General features: G+C 74.0%; 20 protein-coding genes. 4 read left to right on the top strand and 16 right to left on the bottom strand.

Annotated features, from left to right (window positions below; translation table 11 throughout):
- Window position 1: 1 nt before the first annotated feature.
- A complete protein-coding gene (locus tag H9L09_RS14650; protein WP_187577613.1) occupies window positions 2-877 on the top strand; it encodes a hypothetical protein in 876 nt (291 codons plus the stop codon).
- Window positions 878-967: 90 nt separating this feature from the next.
- Window positions 968-2,314, top strand: a complete 1,347-nt coding sequence (locus H9L09_RS14645) for an ABC1 kinase family protein (protein WP_187577612.1) — start codon at window positions 968-970, stop codon at window positions 2,312-2,314.
- 38 nt (window positions 2,315-2,352) lie between these two features.
- Here H9L09_RS14645 and H9L09_RS14640 read toward each other — a convergent pair whose 3' ends face one another.
- The 6 genes from H9L09_RS14640 to H9L09_RS14615 form a co-directional block, all read right to left on the bottom strand.
- Window positions 2,353-2,517 (bottom strand): hypothetical protein, encoded by a 165-nt coding sequence (locus H9L09_RS14640; RefSeq protein WP_187581050.1) that lies wholly within the window; start codon window positions 2,515-2,517, stop codon window positions 2,353-2,355.
- Window positions 2,518-2,849: 332 nt separating this feature from the next.
- Window positions 2,850-3,044 (bottom strand): hypothetical protein, encoded by a 195-nt coding sequence (locus tag H9L09_RS14635; protein WP_187577611.1) that lies wholly within the window; start codon window positions 3,042-3,044, stop codon window positions 2,850-2,852.
- A 66-nt stretch (window positions 3,045-3,110) separates the two neighbouring features.
- The gene (locus tag H9L09_RS14630; protein ID WP_187577610.1) at window positions 3,111-3,272 is read right to left on the bottom strand and encodes a hypothetical protein; all 162 of its coding nucleotides are present in this window, start codon (window positions 3,270-3,272) and stop codon (window positions 3,111-3,113) included.
- 100 nt (window positions 3,273-3,372) lie between these two features.
- On the bottom strand, window positions 3,373-3,663 hold the full coding sequence (locus H9L09_RS14625) for a WhiB family transcriptional regulator (protein WP_187577609.1): 291 nt from the start codon (window positions 3,661-3,663) through the stop codon (window positions 3,373-3,375).
- Window positions 3,664-3,781: 118 nt separating this feature from the next.
- Window positions 3,782-4,030 (bottom strand): hypothetical protein, encoded by a 249-nt coding sequence (locus tag H9L09_RS14620; RefSeq protein ID WP_187577608.1) that lies wholly within the window; start codon window positions 4,028-4,030, stop codon window positions 3,782-3,784.
- A 163-nt stretch (window positions 4,031-4,193) separates the two neighbouring features.
- Window positions 4,194-6,269 (bottom strand): ATP-dependent DNA helicase UvrD2, encoded by a 2,076-nt coding sequence (locus H9L09_RS14615; RefSeq protein WP_187577607.1) that lies wholly within the window; start codon window positions 6,267-6,269, stop codon window positions 4,194-4,196.
- A 64-nt stretch (window positions 6,270-6,333) separates the two neighbouring features.
- On the opposite strand from H9L09_RS14615, the gene H9L09_RS14610 reads away from it, so the two are divergent.
- Window positions 6,334-6,579 (top strand): mycoredoxin, encoded by a 246-nt coding sequence (locus H9L09_RS14610; protein WP_187577606.1) that lies wholly within the window; start codon window positions 6,334-6,336, stop codon window positions 6,577-6,579.
- A 9-nt stretch (window positions 6,580-6,588) separates the two neighbouring features.
- Here the strand turns inward: H9L09_RS14610 and nudC are convergent, their stop codons facing one another.
- Window positions 6,589-7,509 (bottom strand): NAD(+) diphosphatase, encoded by a 921-nt coding sequence (gene nudC / locus H9L09_RS14605; protein WP_246456039.1) that lies wholly within the window; start codon window positions 7,507-7,509, stop codon window positions 6,589-6,591.
- A 79-nt stretch (window positions 7,510-7,588) separates the two neighbouring features.
- Between nudC and deoD the strand changes: the two genes are divergently transcribed.
- The gene (gene deoD, locus H9L09_RS14600) at window positions 7,589-8,299 is read left to right on the top strand and encodes a purine-nucleoside phosphorylase (RefSeq protein ID WP_187577605.1); all 711 of its coding nucleotides are present in this window, start codon (window positions 7,589-7,591) and stop codon (window positions 8,297-8,299) included.
- Here the strand turns inward: deoD and H9L09_RS14595 are convergent.
- The 9 genes from H9L09_RS14595 to moeZ form a co-directional block, all read right to left on the bottom strand.
- A complete protein-coding gene (locus tag H9L09_RS14595; RefSeq protein ID WP_223164060.1) occupies window positions 8,296-11,562 on the bottom strand; it encodes an ATP-dependent helicase in 3,267 nt (1,088 codons plus the stop codon). The two genes, deoD and H9L09_RS14595, sit on opposite strands and share 4 nt — an antisense overlap.
- Window positions 11,559-13,025 (bottom strand): PD-(D/E)XK nuclease family protein, encoded by a 1,467-nt coding sequence (locus H9L09_RS22205; protein ID WP_246456533.1) that lies wholly within the window; start codon window positions 13,023-13,025, stop codon window positions 11,559-11,561. Before H9L09_RS22205 ends, H9L09_RS14595 begins: the two co-directional genes overlap by 4 nt.
- Window positions 12,953-15,127 carry a UvrD-helicase domain-containing protein gene (locus H9L09_RS22200; RefSeq protein WP_246456038.1) on the bottom strand — a complete coding sequence of 725 codons (2,175 nt, stop codon included), beginning with the start codon at window positions 15,125-15,127 and terminating at the stop codon, window positions 12,953-12,955. Before H9L09_RS22200 ends, H9L09_RS22205 begins: the two co-directional genes overlap by 73 nt.
- A 10-nt stretch (window positions 15,128-15,137) precedes the next feature.
- Window positions 15,138-15,731 (bottom strand): hypothetical protein, encoded by a 594-nt coding sequence (locus tag H9L09_RS21690; protein ID WP_223164059.1) that lies wholly within the window; start codon window positions 15,729-15,731, stop codon window positions 15,138-15,140.
- The gene (locus H9L09_RS14580; protein ID WP_187577604.1) at window positions 15,728-17,122 is read right to left on the bottom strand and encodes a DUF58 domain-containing protein; all 1,395 of its coding nucleotides are present in this window, start codon (window positions 17,120-17,122) and stop codon (window positions 15,728-15,730) included. Before H9L09_RS14580 ends, H9L09_RS21690 begins: the two co-directional genes overlap by 4 nt.
- 6 nt (window positions 17,123-17,128) lie before the next feature.
- A complete protein-coding gene (locus tag H9L09_RS14575) occupies window positions 17,129-18,097 on the bottom strand; it encodes an AAA family ATPase (RefSeq protein WP_187577603.1) in 969 nt (322 codons plus the stop codon).
- On the bottom strand, window positions 18,094-18,588 hold the full coding sequence (locus tag H9L09_RS14570; RefSeq protein WP_187577602.1) for a hypothetical protein: 495 nt from the start codon (window positions 18,586-18,588) through the stop codon (window positions 18,094-18,096). Before H9L09_RS14570 ends, H9L09_RS14575 begins: the two co-directional genes overlap by 4 nt.
- Complete coding sequence (locus H9L09_RS14565; protein ID WP_187577601.1) at window positions 18,585-19,295, bottom strand: DUF4129 domain-containing protein; 711 nt, start codon at window positions 19,293-19,295, stop codon at window positions 18,585-18,587. The genes H9L09_RS14570 and H9L09_RS14565 overlap by 4 nt, the downstream gene beginning before the upstream one ends.
- A 230-nt stretch (window positions 19,296-19,525) precedes the next feature.
- Complete coding sequence (gene moeZ, locus H9L09_RS14560) at window positions 19,526-20,764, bottom strand: adenylyltransferase/sulfurtransferase MoeZ (RefSeq protein WP_187577600.1); 1,239 nt, start codon at window positions 20,762-20,764, stop codon at window positions 19,526-19,528.
- Between the last annotated feature and the right edge of the window lie 79 nt (window positions 20,765-20,843).

The raw sequence follows: 20,843 nt of genomic DNA, 5'->3' as shown, positions 1-20,843 counted from the left end.
GATGCGCCCCCTCCTGCGACCCGGCACCCACGTCCTCCAACGCGGCGACGGCCGGCTGCAGCTCGGTCTCGACCCCGCGTCGGCGGTGATCCTGCCCGACGAGCCGGAGGTCCGCGAGCTGCTGGCCGGCCTCGACGGCAGCACCCGCGACGACGACCTGCCGCTCCTCACCGTGCTGCGTGAGCAGTCGCTGGTGCTCGACGAGCACGACGTGCTGCCGCTGCTGAACGCGAGCAACCGGTGCCCGGCACCCGCCGCGGCCGCCCTGGCCCGGCAGCGGGGCGCCGCCGCCGGTCCCGCCGCGGACCGACGGGCGGCCACCCGGCTCGAGGTCCGCGGCTTCGGAGGCGACGAGCTCGCCGACCAGGTGGTGGCGCTGGCCGGTCGGCTCGGGCTGCGCGCCGGAGCCCCGTCCAGGAAGCGCGCCTCGGGTGACGACGCCGTCGTGGGCGTGCTGGCCGGGATCGGGGAGCCCGACCGCGAGCTCGCCGACCCGTGGGTGCGGGAGAGCACGCCGTACGTCGTCGTGCGGATGTGCGAGGGGCACGCGGTCGTGGGGCCGTTCGTGGCGCCGGGCCGGACCAGCTGCCTGCGCTGCATCGACGCCCACCACACCGACGCTGACCCGGCCTGGCCGCTGCTGGTCCAGCAGTACTCCCGGCTGAGCTCCCGGCCGCGCCGCGACGGGGTCCCCGAGCCGGTGGACCCGGTGCTGGCGACGCTGGCCGCCGCATGGGCGGTGCGGGACCTGGCGTCGTACGTCGACGGGGTCCGGCCCTCGACGTGGTCGACCACGCTGGTCCTCGACGCAGAGCTGGCCGAGGTGGAGAGCCGGTGCTGGCTGCGGCACCCGGAGTGCGGCTGCGGCTGGGCCTGAACGCCGACGCCGACCCCAGACCGACGAAGTGGACCAAGACGGCGACAACGGGCCACGACGCCGTGACCACCCGTCCGACACAATGGGGACATGGACGAGCTTCCCCGACGGGCCGTCGCCCGCACCGCCCGGCTCGCGGCCCTTCCCCTGGGGTTCGCCGGGCGCACCGCGGTGGGCATGGGGCGCCGTCTCGGCGGTGCTCCGGCCGAGGCCGTGATGACCGACGTGCAGCAGCGGACCGCCGAGCAGCTGTTCAAGACCCTCGGTGAGCTCAAGGGCGGCGCCATGAAGATGGGGCAGGCGCTCTCGATCATGGAGTCGGTGCTGCCGGAGGAGTTCGCGGCGCCGTACCGCGACCAGCTGACCCGGCTCCAGGACGGCGCTCCCCCGATGTCCGGCTCCACCGTGCACGCGGTGCTCGCCCGCGAGCTCGGGCCGCGCTGGCGCACCAAGCTGGTGAGGCTCGACGACAACCCCGCGGCGGCGGCCTCCATCGGCCAGGTGCACCGCGGGCAGTGGGCCGACGGTCGCGAGGTGGCCGTGAAGCTGCAGTACCCCGGCGCCGGCCAGGCCCTGATGGCCGACCTGCGCCAGCTCGCCCGGCTGGCCCGTACCTTCGGCAGCGTCATCCCCGGCATCGACATCAAGCCGCTGATCGCCGAGCTGCAGGACCGGGTCGCCGAGGAGCTCGACTACCGGCTCGAGGCCGAGGCGCAGCAGGCGTTCGCCCTGGCCTTCCGGGGCGACCCGGACTTCCGGATCCCGGCGGTGATCGAGCACACCGAGCGGCTCCTGGTCACCGAGTGGATGGACAGCAGCTCGTCCCTGGCCCGGCTGATCGCCGAGGGCACCCCCGAACAGCGCAACCACTACGGCGAGCTCTACGTCCGGTTCCTCTTCGAGGGGCCGCAACGGGTCGGGCTGCTGCACGCCGACCCGCACCCCGGCAACTTCCGGGTGCTCCCGGTCGACCCCGACGGGCCGGCCGACGCCCTCGGCGGCCTCGGGGTCGTCGACTTCGGTGCGGTCGCCCGGCTGCCGGAGCACCAGCTGCCGCTGCCGATCGGGCGGCTGCTCGAGCGCGCGGTCGCCGACGACTACGTCGGGGTGCTCCAGGGGCTGCGCGACGAGGGCTTCGTGAAGCCGAACATCCGAGTGGACCCCGAGGAGCTGCGCTCCTACCTGGCCCCGTTCGTGGAGCCGGCCGTCGACGAGACGTTCACCTTCTCGCGGGACTGGATGCGCGAGCAGTTCCAGCGGCTGCAGGACCCCCGGCAGCCCGGCTCGACGCTGGCGCTGCGGCTGAACCTGCCGCCGTCGTACCTCCTGATTCACCGCGTCTGGCTCGGCTGCCTGGGCGTGCTCTCCCAGCTCGGCACGGAGCTGCCGTTCCGGGCGATCCTCGAGGAGACGCTGCCGGGCTTCGGGAGCGACTGACCCCGGGCGCCGACGCCGGCGTCAACGCGCTCGGCGGCTCACCACCACTCGCTGTCGAGCTTGCCCTCGATCGCCCGCAGGTGCTCGCGGGAGCAGCGGTCGCAGAACGACCGGGACCGGCCGTTCTCCACCGCGGTGGTCCAGGTCAGCGGCAGGTCGTCGGACGGCGCCGAGGCGCCGCAGAAGTCACAGGTGACCGGCACGCCGATCACCCTACGCCCGGCGCCCGGACCCCTGGGTGAGTGCGGCGTGGTGCGGGCGCAGCGCGGGCGCGGTGCGGCGCGGGCGCGGGCGCGGGCGCGGGCGCGGCGCGGCGCGGGCGTCGTTCGGGCGCGGCGCCGTGCGGGCGCGGCTTCCCATGGTTGTTTGACGCTTCCCATGGGTCGCAGCCCATGGGAAGCGTCAGAACGCCGACATCCCGTGGTAATCGGCGGCAAGACGGCGAGAGCCGGATCCTCGACCGTGGTGGTGGTCGAGGATCCGGCTCTCGTGGTGGTCGCCCTCATCGGGCTGCTCATCTCTCGACGTCGATCCGTCAGAGCGAGCGGGCGAGCGCGAGGCGCGCCTGCTGGGCAGCGCGCTCGGCCCGGCGGGACAGCCGGCGGTGCATCGCCAACTGGTGTCCGCGTCGCAACTCACGCGCCTCTCCCAGGCGCTCGGACATCTGGGATCGTGCCAGATCTTCATTCAGCAACTGCATCTTCTTGCTCCGGTTCGTGAAGTCGTTCATGGGTGTGGTCGGTTCCGTTCGTCTCGTTGGTGGCTGCGGGCAGTTCGGCCGGTTACGGTCGGCGGCTCACAGCGTCCGGGCGAGGACGAGTCGGGCTTGCAGGGCGGCGCGCTCGGCACGACGGCTCTTGCGTCGGGCCAGGGCGAGCTGGTGGCCGCGCCGCAGGCGGGCGGCTTCGCCCAGTCGTACGGACTGGTGCGACCTGGCGAGGTCGTTGAGGTGGGTCATGGCGTTTCCTTCGAGTGGTGTCGGTTCGGATCTCGGTGCTGGTGCTGCTCGGTGCTGCTCGGTGCTGGCTCGGTGCTGGTACTGCTTCAGGGGTGCGCGGTCAGGCCGCGACCTCGTTCTTGCGGGGCCGTCCGCGGGGCCGCTTGCGGGGAATCACGACTCCCTGCAGGAACAGCTCACCGCCCCAGACTCCCCACGGCTCGCGGCGTTCCTGGGCGCCGGTCAGGCACTCGGTCCGCAGCGGACACTCGAGGCACATCGCCTTGGCGACCTCCACGTCCTGGGGGGTCTCGGCGAACCACAGCTCGGGGTCCTCACGCCGGCAAGGCAGCTGTTCCTCGTCGACCTCGGCCGCGGTGGCGGCGTACGTGTCGAGGACGCTGATACTCATCTGTCACCTCCTTGTGACTGTGTTCTTCGGTGATCGGGTCTGATCGGGGAAACACAAAGGCCGCGGATCCCGGGTTTCGGGTTCCGCGGCCTGGAGGCTGCCGGTATGAGTGACTCACTCAGATCGGCGGACTCCAGGCAGAGGTACCCGGGAAGGCTCCCTTGACGGCAACGGCAACGGCAGCGATGTGGGCGTACGTGCACACAGCGGTGCCCTGCTCGTCGACCGTGCCGGCGAAGGCGGCGGCGAACGCGACGCCCGACATCAGCGGAAGTGCACGCACGGAAGCGGCACGATCGCGATCGACGACGGGCAGGGCGAGGCCAGCGTTCGGCTGGACGGCCTGGGTCATGAGGTTGGTGAGCATTCCGGTGCACCTCCTTCGGATCTTCGTGCGCGGGTCGTGGCGAGACCTGTGTGCGCTGGTGATTGGTGGAAGAAACGTACCGCCCGCCTGCTGTAAGCGGCAAACCATTTAATGGGTATTTCCCGAACTTCTTCGACGCGCATCAACCCATGGCCCGGGAGGGCTATGAGGCATCCCCCAGCAGGGCGAGCACGTCGTCGCCGTACTTCGTCAGCTTGGCCTGGCCGACCCCGTTGACGCGCAGCAGCCCCGCGGTGTCGGTGGGGCGGGTCTCCGCGATCGCCTGCAGGGTCAGGTCGGTGAAGACGACGTACGCCGGCACCTTCTCCTGCGTCGCGCGCTCCACCCGCCAGGCGCGCAGCCGCTCGAACAGCTCCTCGTCGTAGGCGGCCGGGCAGTCCTCGCAGCGGCCCACCTTGCGCTCTGCGGTCGACCCGAGCGGCCGGCCGCAGGTGCGGCAGTTGGCCACCCCGCGGCGGCGCTTGGCGGCGCGGTCGCCGTCGCTCTGGTCCGAACCCACCTCCGGACGCAGCCCGGTGAGGAACCGTGAGGGCTTCCGGATCGCCCGGGCCCCCGGGTTGCGCGCCCGGGACCAGGAGATCTTCAGGTGCACCCGGGCCCGGGTCATCCCGACGTAGAGCAGGCGCCGCTCCTCCTCGACCGCGTCCGCTCCCTCGGCGTAGACGATCGGCAGGGTGCCGTCCTGCATGCCGGCGAGGAACACCGCGTCCCACTCCAGGCCCTTGGCGGTGTGCAGGGTGGCGAGGGTGACGCCCTCGGCGACCGGGGCGTGCTGCTCGGCGGCGCGCCGGTCGAGCTCGGCGACGAACTGGGTGAGATCGGCCTCCGGGGTGGTGCGGGCGAGCTCCTCCGCCTGGGACACCAGGGCGTGCAGGGACTCCCACCGGTCCCGCACGTTGCCGCGGCCGGTCGGCGGCTGGTCGGACCAGCCCATCCCGGCGAGCACGGCGCGGACCGAGCCGACCAGCCCGTCCCCGTCCCCGTCACCGGCGCCGGAGCGGGCGCTGCCGCGCAGCAGCGTCACCGCCTGCCGCACCTCGGCGCGCTCGAAGAACCGGGCCGCGCCGCGCACGACGTAGGGCAGGTTGCGAGCGGCCAGCGCCTCCTCGAACGCCTCGGACTGGGCGTTGATCCGGAACAGCACGGCGATCTCGCGCAGCGGCGTGCCGGCCTGGGTGAGCTCGAGCACCTGGGCGGCGACGTGCTCGGCCTCGTCGACCTCGTCCGGGCGCTCGCTGTAGGCCACCTCCGGGCCGGCCTCACGCTGCGCCCGCAGCTGCACCCCGGCGCTCGAGGAGCCGGCCAGCAGCCGGTTGGCGGCCACGATCACCTGCGGGGTGGAGCGGTAGTTGCGGACCAGCTCGATCGAGGTGGTGCCGGCGAAGCGCTTCGGGAAGTCGAGCAGGAACGAGGCGTTGGCGCCGGCGAAGGAGTAGATCGTCTGCGCGGGGTCGCCGACCACGCAGAGGTCGGAGCGGCCGCCGAGCCACAGGTCGAGCAGCGCCGACTGCACCGGACTGACGTCCTGGAACTCGTCGACCACGAAGTGTTTGTACTGCCGGCGCACCTCGGCGGCGACCCGCTCGTCCTCGGCGAGCAGGGCGGCGGCGCACAGCAGCACGTCCTCCATGTCCATCCGGCCCTGGTCGCGCTTGACGTCCTCGTAGGTGGCGAACACCCGGGCCACGGTGGCGGCGTCGATGCCGGTGACCGAGCGGCCGCGCTGCTCCGCGAGCCGGGGGTAGTCGTCGGGACGGACGTTGCTGACCTTGGCCCACTCCACCTCGCTGGCGAGGTCGCGCAGCGTGGCCTGATCGGTCTGCACGCGGTTGCGGCGGGCGGCGTTGCCGAGCAGCGCCAGCTTGGACTCGGTCAGCACCGGCAGCTCGCCGCCGTACACCCGCGGCCAGAAGTACCGCGCCTGGCGCAGCGCGGCGGAGTGGAACGTGCGCGCCTGCACCCCCTCGGCGCCCAGCGCGCGCAGCCGGCCCCGCATCTCCCCGGCCGCCCGGGTGGTGAAGGTGACGGCGAGCACCTCGCGCGGGTTGTAGGCCCCCGACGCCACGCCGTAGGCCATCCGGTGGGTGATCGCCCGGGTCTTGCCCGTGCCCGCACCGGCCAGCACCCGCACCGGCCCCTGGAGCGCGACCGCGACCTCCCGCTGCTCGGGGTCGAGCGCCTCGAGGAGACGGTCGGCGGAGCCGCTGGAAAGGTGCATCAGGAACAAACTCCTCGGGTGGGCTGTTGGCGCAGTGCAAGCCTAGACGCGAGAGAGGACACGAATGACGGCGCTGACGATGTACTCCACACCCTGGTGCGGATACTGCCACCGACTCCGACGACAGCTGGACAGCGAGGGCATCGCGTACGACGTCGTGGACATCGAGCAGGTCCCCGAGGCCGCCCTGGTCGTGGAGCAGGTCAACAACGGCAACCAGACCGTCCCGACGCTGGTCTACAGCGACGGCAGCGCCCAGACCAACCCCTCGGTCGCCGACGTCAAGGCGAAGCTCGCGCAGCTCTCCTGACCGGAGCCCTCACCACTGGCCGGGCAGGGTCCCGCCGTACCACGTCTCGACGAGGGACCGCGAGATCGAGATGCCGCCGGGCAGCAGCAGCGTGCCCGCCTCCGCCTCGGCGCGCATCTCCTCGCGGGTGAACCACCGGGCGTCGCTGATCTCGGCGCCGTCGACGTTGATGTCGGTCGTCGCGGCGCTGGCGAAGAAGCCCACCATCAGGCTGGCCGGGAACGGCCACGGCTGGTTGCCGAAGTAGTCGACCGCCTCCACGACGACGCCGACCTCCTCCTCCACCTCGCGGGCCACCGCCTGCTCGAGGGACTCCCCCGGCTCGACGAAGCCGGCGAGCGTGGAGTAGCGGCCCTCGGGCCAGCGTTCCTGGCGGCCGAGCAGGCAGCGGTCCTCGCCGTCGGTGACCAGCATGATCACCGCCGGGTCGGTGCGGGGGAACTGTGAGCGTCCGCACGAGTCGCAGACCAGCACGTGACCGGCCTCGCTGACCGTGACCGCACCGCCGCAGCGTGGGCAGAACCGGTGCGAGCCGTGCCACTCGGCGAGCGCCACCGCGTGCAGCGTCAGCGCGGCCTCGTCGGCGTCCAGGGTGTGCACGAACGCGCGCAGCGGCTCGGTGCGCGTCCCGGCCGGCGGCTCAGCGGCGAGCACCGCGAACCGGACCTGGTCGCCGTACTCCCCGAGCAGCACCCGCTGCCCGGCCGGGGCGTCGGCCGGCGACACCCAGTGCGGCTCGTCCGCGCCGTCGGGCACCACCAGTGCCGCGTCGTGCAGCACCAGGACCCGGGTGCCCGGGTCGGCCCACACCTGCTCCAGCCAGGCCTGGTCGGTGCGGCGTCCGGCGACCCGGTTGTGCGCGTGCACCGACAGGGCGATCGGTGCCTGGTGCGGGTAGTTGGTCAGCATCTCGGCGCGGTGCGGCGTCACCTCTCGACCTTACGACCCGCGGTCCGCCCGACCCAGGCCCGGGCTCCCGGGGTCGCGGCGCTCGGCTACGGTGCTGCGCGTGAGCACCCACATCAGCGCCGCCCCCGGTCAGATCGCTCCGCACGTCCTGATGCCCGGCGACCCGTTGCGGGCCCGCTGGATCGCCCACACCTTCCTCGAGGACGTCGAGTGCTACTCCGAGGTCCGCGGCATGCTGGGCTTCACCGGCACCTGGCGCGGCGAGCGGGTGTCGGTGCAGGGCTCGGGCATGGGCCAGCCGTCGATGGCGATCTACCTCAACGAGCTGCTCCGGGAGTACGGCGTCCGCTCGGTCGTCCGGGTCGGCTCGTGCGGCGCGCTGACCGAGAAGGTCGCCGTCCGGGACCTGGTGCTCGCCTCGGGCGCCTGCACCGACTCCTCGATGAACCGGATCCGCTTCGAGGGCCTCGACTACGCGCCGGTGGCCGACTTCGGGCTGCTCCGCGGGGCGCACGACGCCGCGCTGGCCCGCGGTCTCGGCGACCGGACCCACGTCGGGCTGATCGTCTCCAGCGACTCGTTCTACAGCCCGCGACCCGACCTGACGGCGCGGCTGGTCGACTACGGCGTGCTCGCGGTCGAGATGGAGGCCAGTGCGCTCTACACCCTCGCAGCCGAGCACCAGGCGAAGGCGCTGACCGTGTGCACGGTCTCCGACCACGTGATCACCGGCGAGGAGACCACCACCCAGGAGCGGGAGCAGACGTTCGGGGACATGGTGGAGATCGCCCTCGAGGCCATGCTGGCCTAGCCGCCGCCGACGAGGATCTGCTCCAGCTCCGCGCGGCCCTCCAACCCGTCGTGCTCCACCAGCTCACCGGACCGCACGTAGTAGAAGCCGGCCCGGACCCGGTCGGCGGCGATGCCGCGCAGCTCCGCCCAGGCGAGGCGGTAGATCGCGAGCTGCAGCGGGTCGGCGGTCTGCTGCCGGTTGGTCTTCCAGTCCACGACCAGCCAGCGTTCGCCGCCGTCGTCGTCCGGCTCGCGGTAGACCGCGTCGATGCGGCCGCGGACCACCTGGCCGGCGAGCACCAGCGCGAACGGCGGCTCGATCTCGGCGGGCACCCGGTCGGCGAACGGGCCGGCCTCGAACCGGGCGATCAGCTCCTGCAGGTCGGCGTCGTCCTCGATCCCGGCGTCGGCGCGGCCCGGAAGCTCGTCGGGGTCGAGCAGCAGCTGCTGTCCGAACCGGGCCTCCACCCAGGCGTGGAACCGGGTGCCGAAACGCGCCGACGGGGACGGTTGCCGGGGCATCGGCCGGGCCAGGGTCGTCGCGAACGCGTCGGGGTCCCGGCGCAGCGCGGAGAGCGCGGTCGCGGACAGGCTGGAGGGCAGCGGCACCTCGATGTCGGCAGCCCGGGCCCGACGGGCCTCCTCGAGCAGCCGCTCCGTCTCGTCGTCCCACTGCGCGACGCGGGCGGCCTCGAGCACGTCGAGTCCCTCGTCGAGCTGCGGCTCCCCTGCCTCCAGCCGGGCCATCGCCGTCCGCACCCGGGCCGCCGCCTCGAGGCGGCGGCGCACCTCGGCGGTGTGCTCGGGGACCGGCCAGGGCGCCGGCTCCCCGCCGGCGCGAACCGGGTTGGTGGCGCCGTCCTCGGGCATCGGCAGCCACTGCTCCGCCGCCCCGCCCCACTCTTCGAGGCACTCTCGGACCACGACCTGGTAGGGCGAGGGGCCCAGCGGCTTCTGCTGGGTCGGCCCCCACAGGTAGGAGGAGACCACGAGCACCCGCTTGGCCCGGGTGAAGGCGACGTAGCCGAGCCGCAGCTCCTCGCGCGCCTCGTGCCGCTTCCACTCCTCGGCGACCGCGTCGAGGTCGGCCGAGGTGTGACCGGCCAGCACCGGCAGGTCGCGGGCGTCGCCGCGCAGCGCGGTCGGCAGCACCGCCGGTCCGGAGGTCCACTTGGGCCGGCCCCGGGTGGTGGGGAACTTGCCGTCGACGACACCGACCAGGAACACGGTGTCCCACTCCAGGCCCTTGGCGCGGTGCACGGTCAGCAGCTTCACCGAGTCGGCCTCGGTCGGCGTGGCGACGTCGAGGCCGTTGCCGAGGTCGTCCTCGGTCTGCAGGTAGGCCAGCAGTGCCGGCAGCGTGACCGCGCCGTCGACCGCCTGGAAGTCCGCGACCGCCTTGACGAACAGGTCGAGGTTCTCCCGCCGGGCCTGCGCCGCGGGGCTCACCGACGAGGCCAGCTCGACGTCGATGCCGGTGGTGTCGACGATCCGGCGGACCAGGTCGAGCAGCGGCTCGGAGGCGTAGCTGCGCAGGTGCCGCAGCTCGCCGGCGAGCAGCCCGAACCGCTCCCGCGCCTCCGGTGAGTAGCTCCAGCGCTCGCCCGTGCCGGGGTCGTCGAGCGCGTCGCTGAGGGAGACCACCTCGGTGGGGTCAGAGCCGCCGACGGCGGCGGCGAGCTCGGTGGCGACGTCGCGGTCGAGGTCGCGACCGGCCCGGCCGGACGGCCCGGACAGGTGCGCCGCCCGCCGCCCCAGCAGCGCCAGGTCACGCGGGCCGACGCTCCAGCGCGGGCCGGTGAGCAGGGTGAGCACCGCGGCGTTGGCGGTCAGGTCGTGCAGCAGGGTCAGCGTCGCGACCACCTCGGCCACCTCCGGCAGCCGCAGCAGCCCCTGGAGGCCGACGATCTCGACCGGGATCGCCTCGCGGGTGAGCGCGTCGAAGACGTCGGCCGCGTGCGCGTTGTCGCGCACCAGCACCCCGATGCTCGACCAGGCCGGCTCGGCAAGGTTGGCGTGGGCCTTGACGACCTGGCCGGGCAGCCAGGCGAGCTCCTCGGGATAGCTCTCGTGCACGACCGCCCGGACCTGACCGTCGCCGGCCGTCGGGGACGGCCGCAGCGGCTGCACCTGGGGGAACGCGGCGTAGAGCGGCCCGGCGAGCCGGTTGGCGACCCCGAGGATCCGCTGCTCGGAGCGGCGGTTGATGGTGAGCGGGTAGCTCGGCACCTCCGTCGAGCCGGTCACGGTCGGGAAGTCGTCGCCGTAGTTGAGGATGTTCGACACCGAGGCGCCCCGCCACCCATAGATCGCCTGGTTGGGGTCGCCCACCGCGGTCACCGGGTGCCCGCGGCCGGACTCCGGGTCGGGCCCGGAGAACAGCCGGCTCAGCATGGTGGCCTGAGCGACCGAGGTGTCTTGGTACTCGTCGAGGAGCACCACCCGGAACTTGTCGCGCTCGGCGACGCCGACCTCGGCCCGCTCCACCGCCAGCCTGGCCCCGAGGGCGATCTGGTCGGAGAAGTCCATCAGCCCGAGGTCGCGCTTGAGCCGGCGGTACGCCGCCACCAGACCCAGCAGCTCCTCGCGCCGGTCTATCGCGTTGAGCACGTCGGTGAGCTTCTTCTTGGCCCGCGACGTGGCCAGCGCCTCGACGAACAGGGCGCGCTCGGTGCGCTGCAGCTCGCGGACCTGCTCGATGCCGACCAGGTGCTCGCTCATCGCCCCCTCGAGGGCGAGGACGTAGCCGATCACCGTCTCGGGGTGGTCGCTGAGCAGCTCGACCGGCTTGGTGTAGCGGGCGATCGCACGGGCGGCGAGCTGGTAGCGGGAGGCGTCGGCGATGACGCGGGTGTCCGGCTCGTGGCCGATCCGCAGGCCGTGCTCGGTGAGCAGCGCGGCGGCGTACGCGTTGTAGGTGGCGACCGTCGGCTCCTCGGGCTCCTCCGGCTCCCCGGGGCCGCCAGGATCGCGCGGGTCGCGGGGGCCCGGCGGTCGCAGGATGCCGGCGTCGCGCAGGGCGGTGCGCACCCGGGTCGCCAGCTCGCTGGCGGCCTTGGTGGTGAAGGTCAGGCCAAGCACCTGGTCCGGGGTGACCTGGCCGGTCGCGACCAGGTAGACCACCCGGGCGGCCATCACCGTCGTCTTGCCCGACCCGGCGCCGGCGATCACCACGGCCGGCTCGAGCGGCGCCGTGATCGCCGCGAACTGCTCGTCGCTGGGTGGGTACGGCGCCCGCATCAGCTGCTGCAGCTGCGCGGGAGTGCGGACGACGGCGCTCACGACAGCACCGTCCCGGCGCCCTTGACCGGGCAGATCGACTGGAAGGCGCAGCGGGTGCAGTGGTCGCCGGCGCGGGCCTCGAAGGACTCCGAGCGCACGGAGGCGACCGCCTCCATCAGCTGCCGCTCGACCGGGATGCTGCCGTCCTCACCGGGCTCCTGCGGCGGCTGGGTCTGCACCTTGACGCTGCCGCGCACGCTCTTGCGCAGCTGCACCAGCTCGGCGCCACCGGGCTCGCCGGGACCGCCGAGCAGCTCGTCGACCGCGCCGTGCCGGACCGCGTGCTGGTAGAGACCGAGCTGGGGGTTCGCCGGCAGGTCCTTGTCGGTGGGTGGGTACTTGGTGGTCTTGAGGTCGATCACCACGACGCGCCCCGCCTCGTCGAGCTCGAGCCGGTCGGCGTAGCCGCTCAGCACCACCTGCTGCCCGTCGGGCAGCGTGACCTCCGCCCGCAGCTCCTGCTCGGTGGCCAGCACCGTGCGGGCCCCCGGACGGCCGTGCCACTGGACGAACCGGGTGAGCGCCTGCTCGATCTCGGCCCGCTCCCGGGAGGCCGACCACGGGGTCCGGAACGGGATCTGCCCCCAGACCTTGTCGACGTGCGCCATCAGGTCGGGCACCGAGCCGGCGAGGTCGCCCTTGACCACCCGGTCGGCGAGCGCGTGCACGACCATGCCGAAACCCTGCGACGCCGAGGTCGCGGTGGCACCGCCCGCCTCGCGCTCGAGGAACCACTTGGCCGGGCAGGTCAGCAGCGCCTCCAGGGCGCTGGCCGAGAGCCGCACCGGCTCCTCGGCCGGACGGATCGGGACCAGCGCCCGGCTCCGGGCCCGCGTGCCCCACCACTGCGCGGGGTCGGCCTGCGGCACCAGGGCACGGCCGCGGTCCTCGGCCGCCGCGAGCCGGGCCAGCCTTGCCGCGGCGACGTCGCGCAGCGCCGGGCTGGTGGCCGGGTCGGCGACGGTGCGGCGCAGCTCGGCGACCAGCCCGGCCAGCGACATCGGCCGGGCGGGGCGGCCCTGGCTGTGGGTCCGGTCCACACCGAGCTCGTCGAGGAACCGCGAGGGCTGCTCGCCGTCCTCGTCGGGCGAGGCCACCGCGGTGACCAGCAGCCGCTGGCGCGGCCGGGTGCAGGCGACGTAGAACAGCCGGCGCTCCTCGGCGATCAGCGTCCGGGCCGTCACCGGCGGCAGCAGCCCGTCGGGGCCGATCCGGTCGGCCTGGAGCAACGTGGAGCGGCGACGCAGGTCGGGCCAGCCCTCCTCCTGGATGTGGGCCACCACCACGAACCGCCATTCGAGGCCCTTGGAGCGGTGCGCGGTCAGCAGCCGCACCGAGTCGCCGCGGACCCCCCGCTCGGCGAGCGTGTCGGCCGGGATCTCCTGGGCGGTCAGCGTGTCGAGGAAGACCGCGACGCTGGTGTGCCCGCGCTGCTCCTCGGCCTTGGCCGCGACCTCGAACAGCGCGCACAGGGCGTCGAGGTCGCGGTGGGCCAGCCCGGCGCCGGGGCCGCCCGCGTCGACGGTCCGGCGGAGCCGCTGCGGCCACTCGGTGCCCGCCCACAGCACCCAGAGCACCTCCTCGGCGGTGCCGCCGGCGTCGAGACGCTCCCGGGCGGCCCGCAGCAGCGAGGCGAGCGCCACGGCCCGGGTGATGCCGCGCCCGGCCAGGCCTGCGAGCCGGGCCGGGTCCAGCAGGGCGTCGCGCAGCAGCCGGGGGACGGGTGCGGGGACCGGTCCTCCGCGACGGCCGCCTCCACCTCGCGGGTCCGCAGCTGACGGGCCAGCGCCCGGACGTCGCCCGCGTCCAGCCCGGCCAGCGGCGAGACCAGCATCGCCTCGGCGCGGTCCGGCCCGAGGTAGTGCGTGCTCTCCGGGTCGTCGTTCTCGAGGTCGATCACCGCCCGCAGCGCGTCGAGCAGCGGCAGCACCGCCGGCTCCCGCACCAGCGGGGTGTCGTCGCTGGCCACCTCCACCGGGACGCCGGCCGCGCCGAGGGAGCGGCGCAGCGGCGGGATGGTGGAGCGGCCGGAGCGGACCAGCACCGCCATGTCCGACCACGGCACGCCGTCCTCGAGGTGGGCCCGGCGCAGCAGGTCGGCGATGTGCTCGGTCTCGGCCCGGGCGGTGTCGAAGGTGCGCACCTCCACCCGTCCCGGACCGAACTCGTTGTCGGTCGGCGTGGGCGCCCGGAAGGCGTCGAAGACCTCGCGGTCGATCGCCCCGCGGGAGTGGTTGGCCGAGACCACGCAGCGCGAAGCGCGCAGCAGCCGCGAACCGAACCGGCGGGTCACCTGGAGCGCCGTGACGTCGGCGGGGCGGCCGTCGCGGTGCCGGAACTGGTCGGGGAAGTCGAGGATCCCGCGCACCTCGGCGCCGCGGAACGCGTAGATCGACTGGTCCGGGTCGCCCACCGCCACCAGGTTGCGACCGTCACCGGCCAGGGCCTGCAGCAGCGCGACCTGGCTGGGGTCGGTGTCTTGGTACTCGTCGACGAAAACGTGGGAGAACTGCCGGCGCAGGTCCTCACGGACCTCGGGGTGGTCGGGGCCGGTGACCAGGCCGACCGCCTCGGCGATCAGCCCCGGGTAGTCGATGAGGTTGTCGGTGTCCACCACGTCGACGTACTGGTCCATCAGCATCGCCGCGGCGACCAGCTCGGGGCGGTGCTCGCTGACCCCGAGCCGGTGCAGGCCGACGGAGCCGAGCCCCTTCTCCTGCGCGCGGGCCAGCACCGCCTGCACCTCGCGGGCGAACCCGCGGGTGCGCAGCGCCGCGGAGAGCGAGTCGGGCCAGCGGACCGACTCGGCCTCGTCGGTGAGCAGCCGTTGCAGGATCACGTCCTGCTCGGGGGCGGTGAGCAGCCGCAGCGGTGCGGCGTAGACCTCGGCCGGGGAGTAGCGGCGGACCAGGCCATAGGCGAAGGAGTGGAACGTCGAGCTCAACGTGGTCGCCATCGTCCGACCGAGGCGGGCCGTGACCCGGTCACGCAGCTGCTCGGCGGCCTTGCGGCTGAAGGTGAGCGCCAGCACCGAGTCGGGCGAGGCCCCGCGGTGCTCGATCCGGTCGACGATCGCCTCCACCAGCGTCGTGGTCTTGCCGGTCCCAGGACCGGCCAGCACCAGCAGCGGGCCGCCGGCGTGGTCCACCACGGCGCGCTGGAACTCGTCGAGCTCCGGCGCGCGGGTGCGGCCGGCCGAGGGAAAGCGCAGGTGGTACGTCGTCACGGAGCGATCCCACCATCGGGCACCGACAGTCCGGGGGCGTCCCGGCGCCGGGGGCCACCACATCGCCCGCTCCAGGTCGACCCGGCCGGACGGCTTCAGCGGCGTGCCCTCGCCGCGGTGGTGCGCGAGGGCGACCCCGTCGTGGCACAGCGGCAGGCCGCCGTCGGCGCGGACCACCCGCCACCACGGCACCGGCCCGCCGTACGTCGACATCACCCGCCCCACCAGCCGGGGGCCGCCGACGCCCACCGCCTCGGCGAGGGTGCCGTACGTCGTCACCCGGCCGCTCGGGATCTGCTCCACGAGCGACAGCACCGCCTCGACGTACTCCTCGTCCACGGCGGCAACCCTACGAGGCCGGTCGGTCCGGCGTGCCGTCGCGGGCGAGCAGCCGCGGCAGGAGGTACGTCGCCCAGCCGGCCACCACCGCCAGCGCCGACCCGAGGACCCAGGCGTTGCCGGGGAGGTCGAGGGCGGCACCGAACCGGGCGGCCAGCCACACCAGCGCGGTCACCGCGAGCATCACCGCCATCCGCCCGCCCCACTCCCGCAGCAGTCCCGCGGGCAGCGCCAGCGGCGGCGGGCCGTAGGAGGCCGCCGCGCAGGCGACGTGCACCACCAGCAGGTCGGCGGCGGCCAGCAGCGTCCAGGCCGACAGCGTCTCCGGGACGGCGAGCGCCCACAGGCCGACGGCCAGCAGCATCCACGCCAGCGGCGCGTTCGAGTCCGGCAGCAGCACGCCGACCACCCCGACGGCGACCAGCGCCCCGGAGACGACGAGGTGCACGCCGCCCCCGGCCGCCGTCGTCACCGCCGGGAAGAGCAGCACCGCGGCGGCGGCCGCCAGACGGAGCAGCCGCTGCTGGCCGCAGGCCGTGCTCAGCTGGTCCAGCGTCGCGACGATCACCCCGCCGGGCCCGCGCAGCGGCGTACCGGTGCTCATCGCGACACCAGCCGCGGGCTGCGGGCACGGCGGCGCAGGCCGCGCAGCACGGTGTCGAGCGTGCCGGGCCCGCGCCACGGCACGACCGGCACCCCCGCCCGGACGACGCGGCCGAGCAGCAGGTCCCGCTCGACCATCCGCATCCGCCACGCCAGCCGTCGGCGCCGGTCCCCGGGCGCGTCCAGCAGGTCGATGTCCAGGGTGCCCGCGGCCGTCGCTGCGGGCGGTCCGGCCGGATCCGGCGGACTGTCCGGCCGGCCGGGCCGACCGCCCGGCAGCGTGTCCACCACGACGACGGTGATCCCGCTGCGGGCCAGGGTCACGGTCGCGGTCACCACCTCGTCGGAGAGCATCGGCGAGAGCACGATCACCACCGCGCCGGCGGGCACCCGCAGCCGGAGCCGGCCGGCGTCGAAGCGCTGCTGCTGCCCTGGCACCACCCGGGCCAGGGTGTCCAGGATCCGCCGCAGGTGCCGCCGGCCGCCGCTGACCGGCACGGTGCTGCGCTCGTTCTCCCCGAGCACCCGCATCCCCACCCGGTCCCCCTGGTGCAGGTAGTGCTCGGCCAGCGCCCCGGCGGCCCGGACCGCGACGTCGAGGGTGCTGGCCGCGCCGCTCGTGCCGCCGCTGCGTCCCACCTCGGTCAGCGCGTCGACGAGCAGCAGCACGCTGCTGTCCTCCTCCGCGATCGTGCCGGTCACGTGCAGCGAACCGGTCCGCAGCGACTGCCGCCAGTGGATCCGGCGGAGCCGGTCGCCGGGCTGGAACGGACGGATGTCGGCCAGCTCGCCGCCCTGCCCCGGCCGCCGTGCCTGGTGGGTGCCGACCAGGCCGATCGGGTGCGGGCTGGGCGCCCGGCTGTCGAAGACGCCGGGCACCGGCAGCGTGGTCAGCATCATCGGGCGCAGCGGGTGCGGCCCCCAGCGGCGACCCGCCCACGGCCCGGTCGCGGCCACCAGGCCCTCCCCGGCCGTCCGGCGCCCCCAACGCTGCGAGGCGACCGGGACGGCGAGGGTCACCTCGGGCTGGTCCGCGGCAAGCGCGGCGCCGACCACGCCGTGGCCGGGGCGGGTCGCCTGGTAAGCGTCCGCCTGCACCGCCACCAGGGCGTGCTCGGCGTCCTCGCAGCCGGTGAGGTGCGCCGAGACGGCGGTCGCCTCGCCCTCGCGGACCGCGGTGTGCGCCAGCCGGCTCTCCACCGCGGGCGAGCCGGCGGGCCGCCGTACGACGACCACCGCCGCGTGCACCAGGAACGGCACGCCCAGGACCAGCAGGTCGGGCCGCCCGAGCAGCACCGCCGCGACGGCGAGCACCGCGGAGAGCACCGCGGCGCGGGACAGCGCCGCGGTGGGCCGCCAGCCTGCGGAGACCTGGAGATCCTGCAGCGACACGTCGGCTCAGCCCCGCTCGCGGGCCCCGGGGGCCTCCACCTGCGTCAGCACGTGCTGGACCACCGAGGCCCCGCTGACCTCGGCCATCCACAGCTCCGGCTTGATCGTGACCCGGTGCCCGAGCACCGCCGGTGCCACGGACTTCACGTCCTCGGGCACCACGTAGTCCCGGCCCGAGATCACCGCGTAGGCGCGGGCCATCAGCATCAGCGCCAGCGCCCCCCGCGGGGAGGAGCCCATCAGGACCTGGTGGTGGGCGCGGGTGGCGGAGGTCAGCGCCACGCAGTAGCGGCCGACGCTCTCCTCGACGGTGACGGTCTCCACGGCCGCCTGCATGCCCAGCAGCCCGGCGGCGTCGGTGACCGCGTCGAGCACCTGCTCCTCCCGCCGCCGGTCCAGACGCCGCGACAGCACGCCCCACTCCTGGTCCGCGGTCGGGTAGCCGAACGCGACCCGGATCAGGAACCGGTCGAGCTGCGCCTCGGGCAGCGGGTAGGTGCCTTCGTACTCCACCGGGTTCGCCGTCGCCAGGACGTGGAACGGCGCCTCCAGCGGGAACGTCTGCCCCTCGACGGTGACCTGCCGCTCCTGCATCGCCTCGAGCAGCGCCGCCTGGGTCTTCGGCGGCGTCCGGTTGATCTCGTCGGCGAGCAGCAGGCCGGTGAACACCGGACCCGGCCGGAAGGCGAACTCGTTGGTCTTCTGGTCGTAGAGGAACGACCCGGTCAGGTCCGCCGGCAGCAGGTCCGGGGTGAACTGGGCGCGGGTGAACCGCAGCCCCAGGGTCTGGGCGAACGAGCGCGCGGCCAGGGTCTTGCCGAGCCCGGGGAGGTCCTCGATCAGCACGTGTCCCCCGGCCAGGATCCCGGCGAGCACCAGCACGAGCTGCTCCCGCTTGCCCACCACGGCGCGCTGGACCTCGTCCAGGACGCTGCCGGCGGTGCGGGTGACCTCGGCCGGGGTCAGTGCGTTCACAGGTCCTCGATTCGGGAGACGATGAGGTCGATCTGGTCCAGGGACAGGCGAGGGTACGGCGGCCCGCCGGACGCGTCCGCGACGACCCGGGCCAGCTCGGGGCCGAGGATCGCGTCGGCCCGGTCGGGGTCGGCCCGCCGGCTGACCCCGTGATGGGCCACGAGCCGCTGGTCGGCCAGCTCGGCGAGGTGACGGTGCAGCGCGTTGCCGACGTCGCGGGAGTCGAGGTGCTGCACGACGACGCGGTGCAGCAGCGCGAGCCGCGGGTCCTCCCCCGGCAGCCGGACCGGCACCGCCCGCGGCGAGGACCAGCGGACCGTCTCGGAGTCGCCGGAGACGTCGAGCAGCAGCCAGAGCACCGTGGCGCCGGCGGCGATCATCAGCGCGATCAGCCCGGGACGTGGCTGGTTGCCGAGCAGGTACGCCGCCACCGTGACCACCAGCCACAGCCCAGCCGCGGCGGCCAGCCGGCCGGCCCCCCAGGCCCTCACCGGAGCGCGCCGCTCTGCCGCAGCTCGTCGTGGAGCCGCTCCAGGGCCTCGCGGGCGCCGGCCCGGGCGTCCTCGCCCATCGGGTGCTCGGAGAACCGGGCCTCCCGGTAGAGCGCGGCGAGCCGGCCGATCGTGCGCGGGTCGAGGTCGAGGCGGTGCAGCACGCGCACGACGTACTCCGCCGAGGTCTCGTGGCGCAGCCGGGGCAGACCGGCCGCGGCGATGGTCTCCTCCAGCCGCGCCCAGCAGGCCACGATGGCGTTGCGCACCTCGCCGTCGCCGATCGCGGCGAGCAGCGCCGGCGCGTCCTCGCTCAGCGCCCGGCTGACGCGGGCCTCGGGAAGCACCTCGGCGTCGGTCTGCGAGGGCGTCGGGGGCCGTCGCCACCGGTGCTGCCAGACCCAGCGCGCGAGGAGGAGCAGCAGCACCAGCATGGCCAGGAAGACCGCCCAGGCCAGCAGGTCGCCGATCCAGCTCAGGTCCAGCCCCGACTGCTCACCGCGGCGTCTGGCCTGCTCCAGCGGGTCCGGCTGCGGCGAGGGCAGGTAGCTCTGCGGAACCGGCCGGCGGTTGACGCTCAGCTTGCGTCCCGAGGGGCTGACCACCGCGATCCGGTCGCTCACCGAGGCCCAGACGAGCAGGAGCAGGCCGACGGCGACCGCCGGCACCAGCGCGGCGACCGGTCGCACGCTTCTCTGCCCCCTCATCGCGGGCAGCCTAGCCGGGCGCCGCACCCGGCTGCGCAGCGCGAGGGCCCGGATCCCCCCAGAGATCCAGGCCCCCGCCGTCCGAGGTCGTGCCACGTGCTCTGACTGCCCAACGAACGCGGGCAGGGAAGGTCACGCGCGCGACACAGGCCCGGGCAGCACGAGGCCCCCGTGCCGATCAGGACACGGGGGCCAACGTCAGCGCGGCGCCGGGGGCGCCGGCCGGCGGGTCAGTACGACGGCTGGGAGGGGTCGATCTGGTTGACCCAGGCGACCACGCCGCCGCCGACGTGCACGGCGTCGGAGAAGCCGGCGCCCTTGAGCACCGCGAGCGCCTCCGCGGACCGGACGCCCGACTTGCAGTGCAGCACCACCGGCTTGTCGGCCGGAAGCTGGGAGAGCGCGTTGCCGTTGAGGAACTCGCCCTTGGGGATCAGCACCGAGCCAGGGATCCGGTTGATGTCGAACTCGTTCGGCTCCCGGACGTCGACGAGCACGAAGTCTCGCTCGCCGGTGTCGCGCTCCTTCAGCCACTGCTCGAGCTGGCCGACCGAGATGGTCGAGCCGGCCGCTGCGTCGGCGGCCTCCTCGGAGATGGCGCCGCAGAAGGCGTCGTAGTCGATCAGCCCGGTGACGGTGGGGTTCTCACCGCAGAGCGCGCAGTTCGGGTCCTTGCGCACCTTGAGCTTGCGGTACTCCATCTCGAGGGCGTCGTAGATCATCAGCTTGCCGACCAGCGGGTCTCCGATGCCGGTCAGCAGCTTGATCGCCTCGTTGACCTGGATCGAGCCGATGCTCGCGCAGAGCACCCCCAGGACGCCACCCTCGGCGCACGAGGGGACCATGCCCGGCGGCGGCGGCTCGGGGTAGAGGCAGCGGTAGCAGGGCGCCTCGGAGACCGTGGACGTCGCGCCCTCGAGGTCGGCTGCGAACTCGTCGACCGTCGGCCAGAACACCGAGGCCTGCCCGTCGAAGCGGTAGATCGAGCCCCAGACGTAGGGCTTCTTCAAGAAGTACGCCGCGTCGTTGACCATGTAGCGCGTCGCGAAGTTGTCGGTGCCGTCGACGATCAGGTCGTACTGCTCGAAGATGCCGAGCACGTTGTCGTTGTCCAGCCGCTCGTCGTGGAGCACGACGTTGACCAGCGGGTTCGCCTCGGCGATCGACTCCTTGGCCGAGAGCGCCTTGGACTTCCCGATGTCGGACTGGCCGTGGATGATCTGGCGCTGCAGGTTCGACTCGTCGACCTCGTCGAACTCGGCGATCCCGAGCGTGCCCACGCCGGCGGCGGCCAGGTAGAGCAGCGCCGGGCTGCCCAGGCCACCGGCCCCGATCACCAGGACCTTGGCGTTCTTGAGCCGCTTCTGCCCGTCCATCCCGACGTCGGGGATGATCAGGTGCCGGCTGTAGCGACGGACCTCGTCGTTGGTCAGCGTGTCGGCAGGTGCGACCAGGGGTGGCAGGGACACAGGTGCTCCTCAGCGTGTGGGTCAGGTTCCGTCGGTGTCAACACCGACGCCTCCTGCCATGTTCCCTCTGTACGGCGGC

The organism is Nocardioides mesophilus, assembly GCF_014395785.1.
In the GTDB taxonomy this organism is placed as follows: Bacteria; Actinomycetota; Actinomycetes; order Propionibacteriales; family Nocardioidaceae; genus Nocardioides_B; species Nocardioides_B mesophilus.
The sequence above is the reverse complement of the archived record's forward strand: the minus strand, read 5'-3'. Positions and strand labels throughout refer to the sequence as shown.

Coding starts and splice junctions, on each gene's coding strand:
- H9L09_RS14635 (WP_187577611.1), bottom strand. CDS start 3,044: ATGAACGACTTCACGAACCGGAGCAAGAAGATGCAGTTGCTGAATGAA.
- H9L09_RS14615 (WP_187577607.1), bottom strand. CDS start 6,269: ATGCACCTTTCCAGCGGCTCCGCCGACCGTCTCCTCGAGGCGCTCGAC.
- H9L09_RS21690 (WP_223164059.1), bottom strand. CDS start 15,731: ATGAGCACCGGTACGCCGCTGCGCGGGCCCGGCGGGGTGATCGTCGCG.
- H9L09_RS14650 (WP_187577613.1), top strand. CDS start 2: ATGCGCCCCCTCCTGCGACCCGGCACCCACGTCCTCCAACGCGGCGAC.
- H9L09_RS14610 (WP_187577606.1), top strand. CDS start 6,334: ATGACGGCGCTGACGATGTACTCCACACCCTGGTGCGGATACTGCCAC.
- H9L09_RS14620 (WP_187577608.1), bottom strand. CDS start 4,030: ATGCTCACCAACCTCATGACCCAGGCCGTCCAGCCGAACGCTGGCCTC.
- H9L09_RS14565 (WP_187577601.1), bottom strand. CDS start 19,295: ATGAGGGGGCAGAGAAGCGTGCGACCGGTCGCCGCGCTGGTGCCGGCG.
- H9L09_RS14625 (WP_187577609.1), bottom strand. CDS start 3,663: ATGAGTATCAGCGTCCTCGACACGTACGCCGCCACCGCGGCCGAGGTC.
- H9L09_RS14645 (WP_187577612.1), top strand. CDS start 968: ATGGACGAGCTTCCCCGACGGGCCGTCGCCCGCACCGCCCGGCTCGCG.
- H9L09_RS14630 (WP_187577610.1), bottom strand. CDS start 3,272: ATGACCCACCTCAACGACCTCGCCAGGTCGCACCAGTCCGTACGACTG.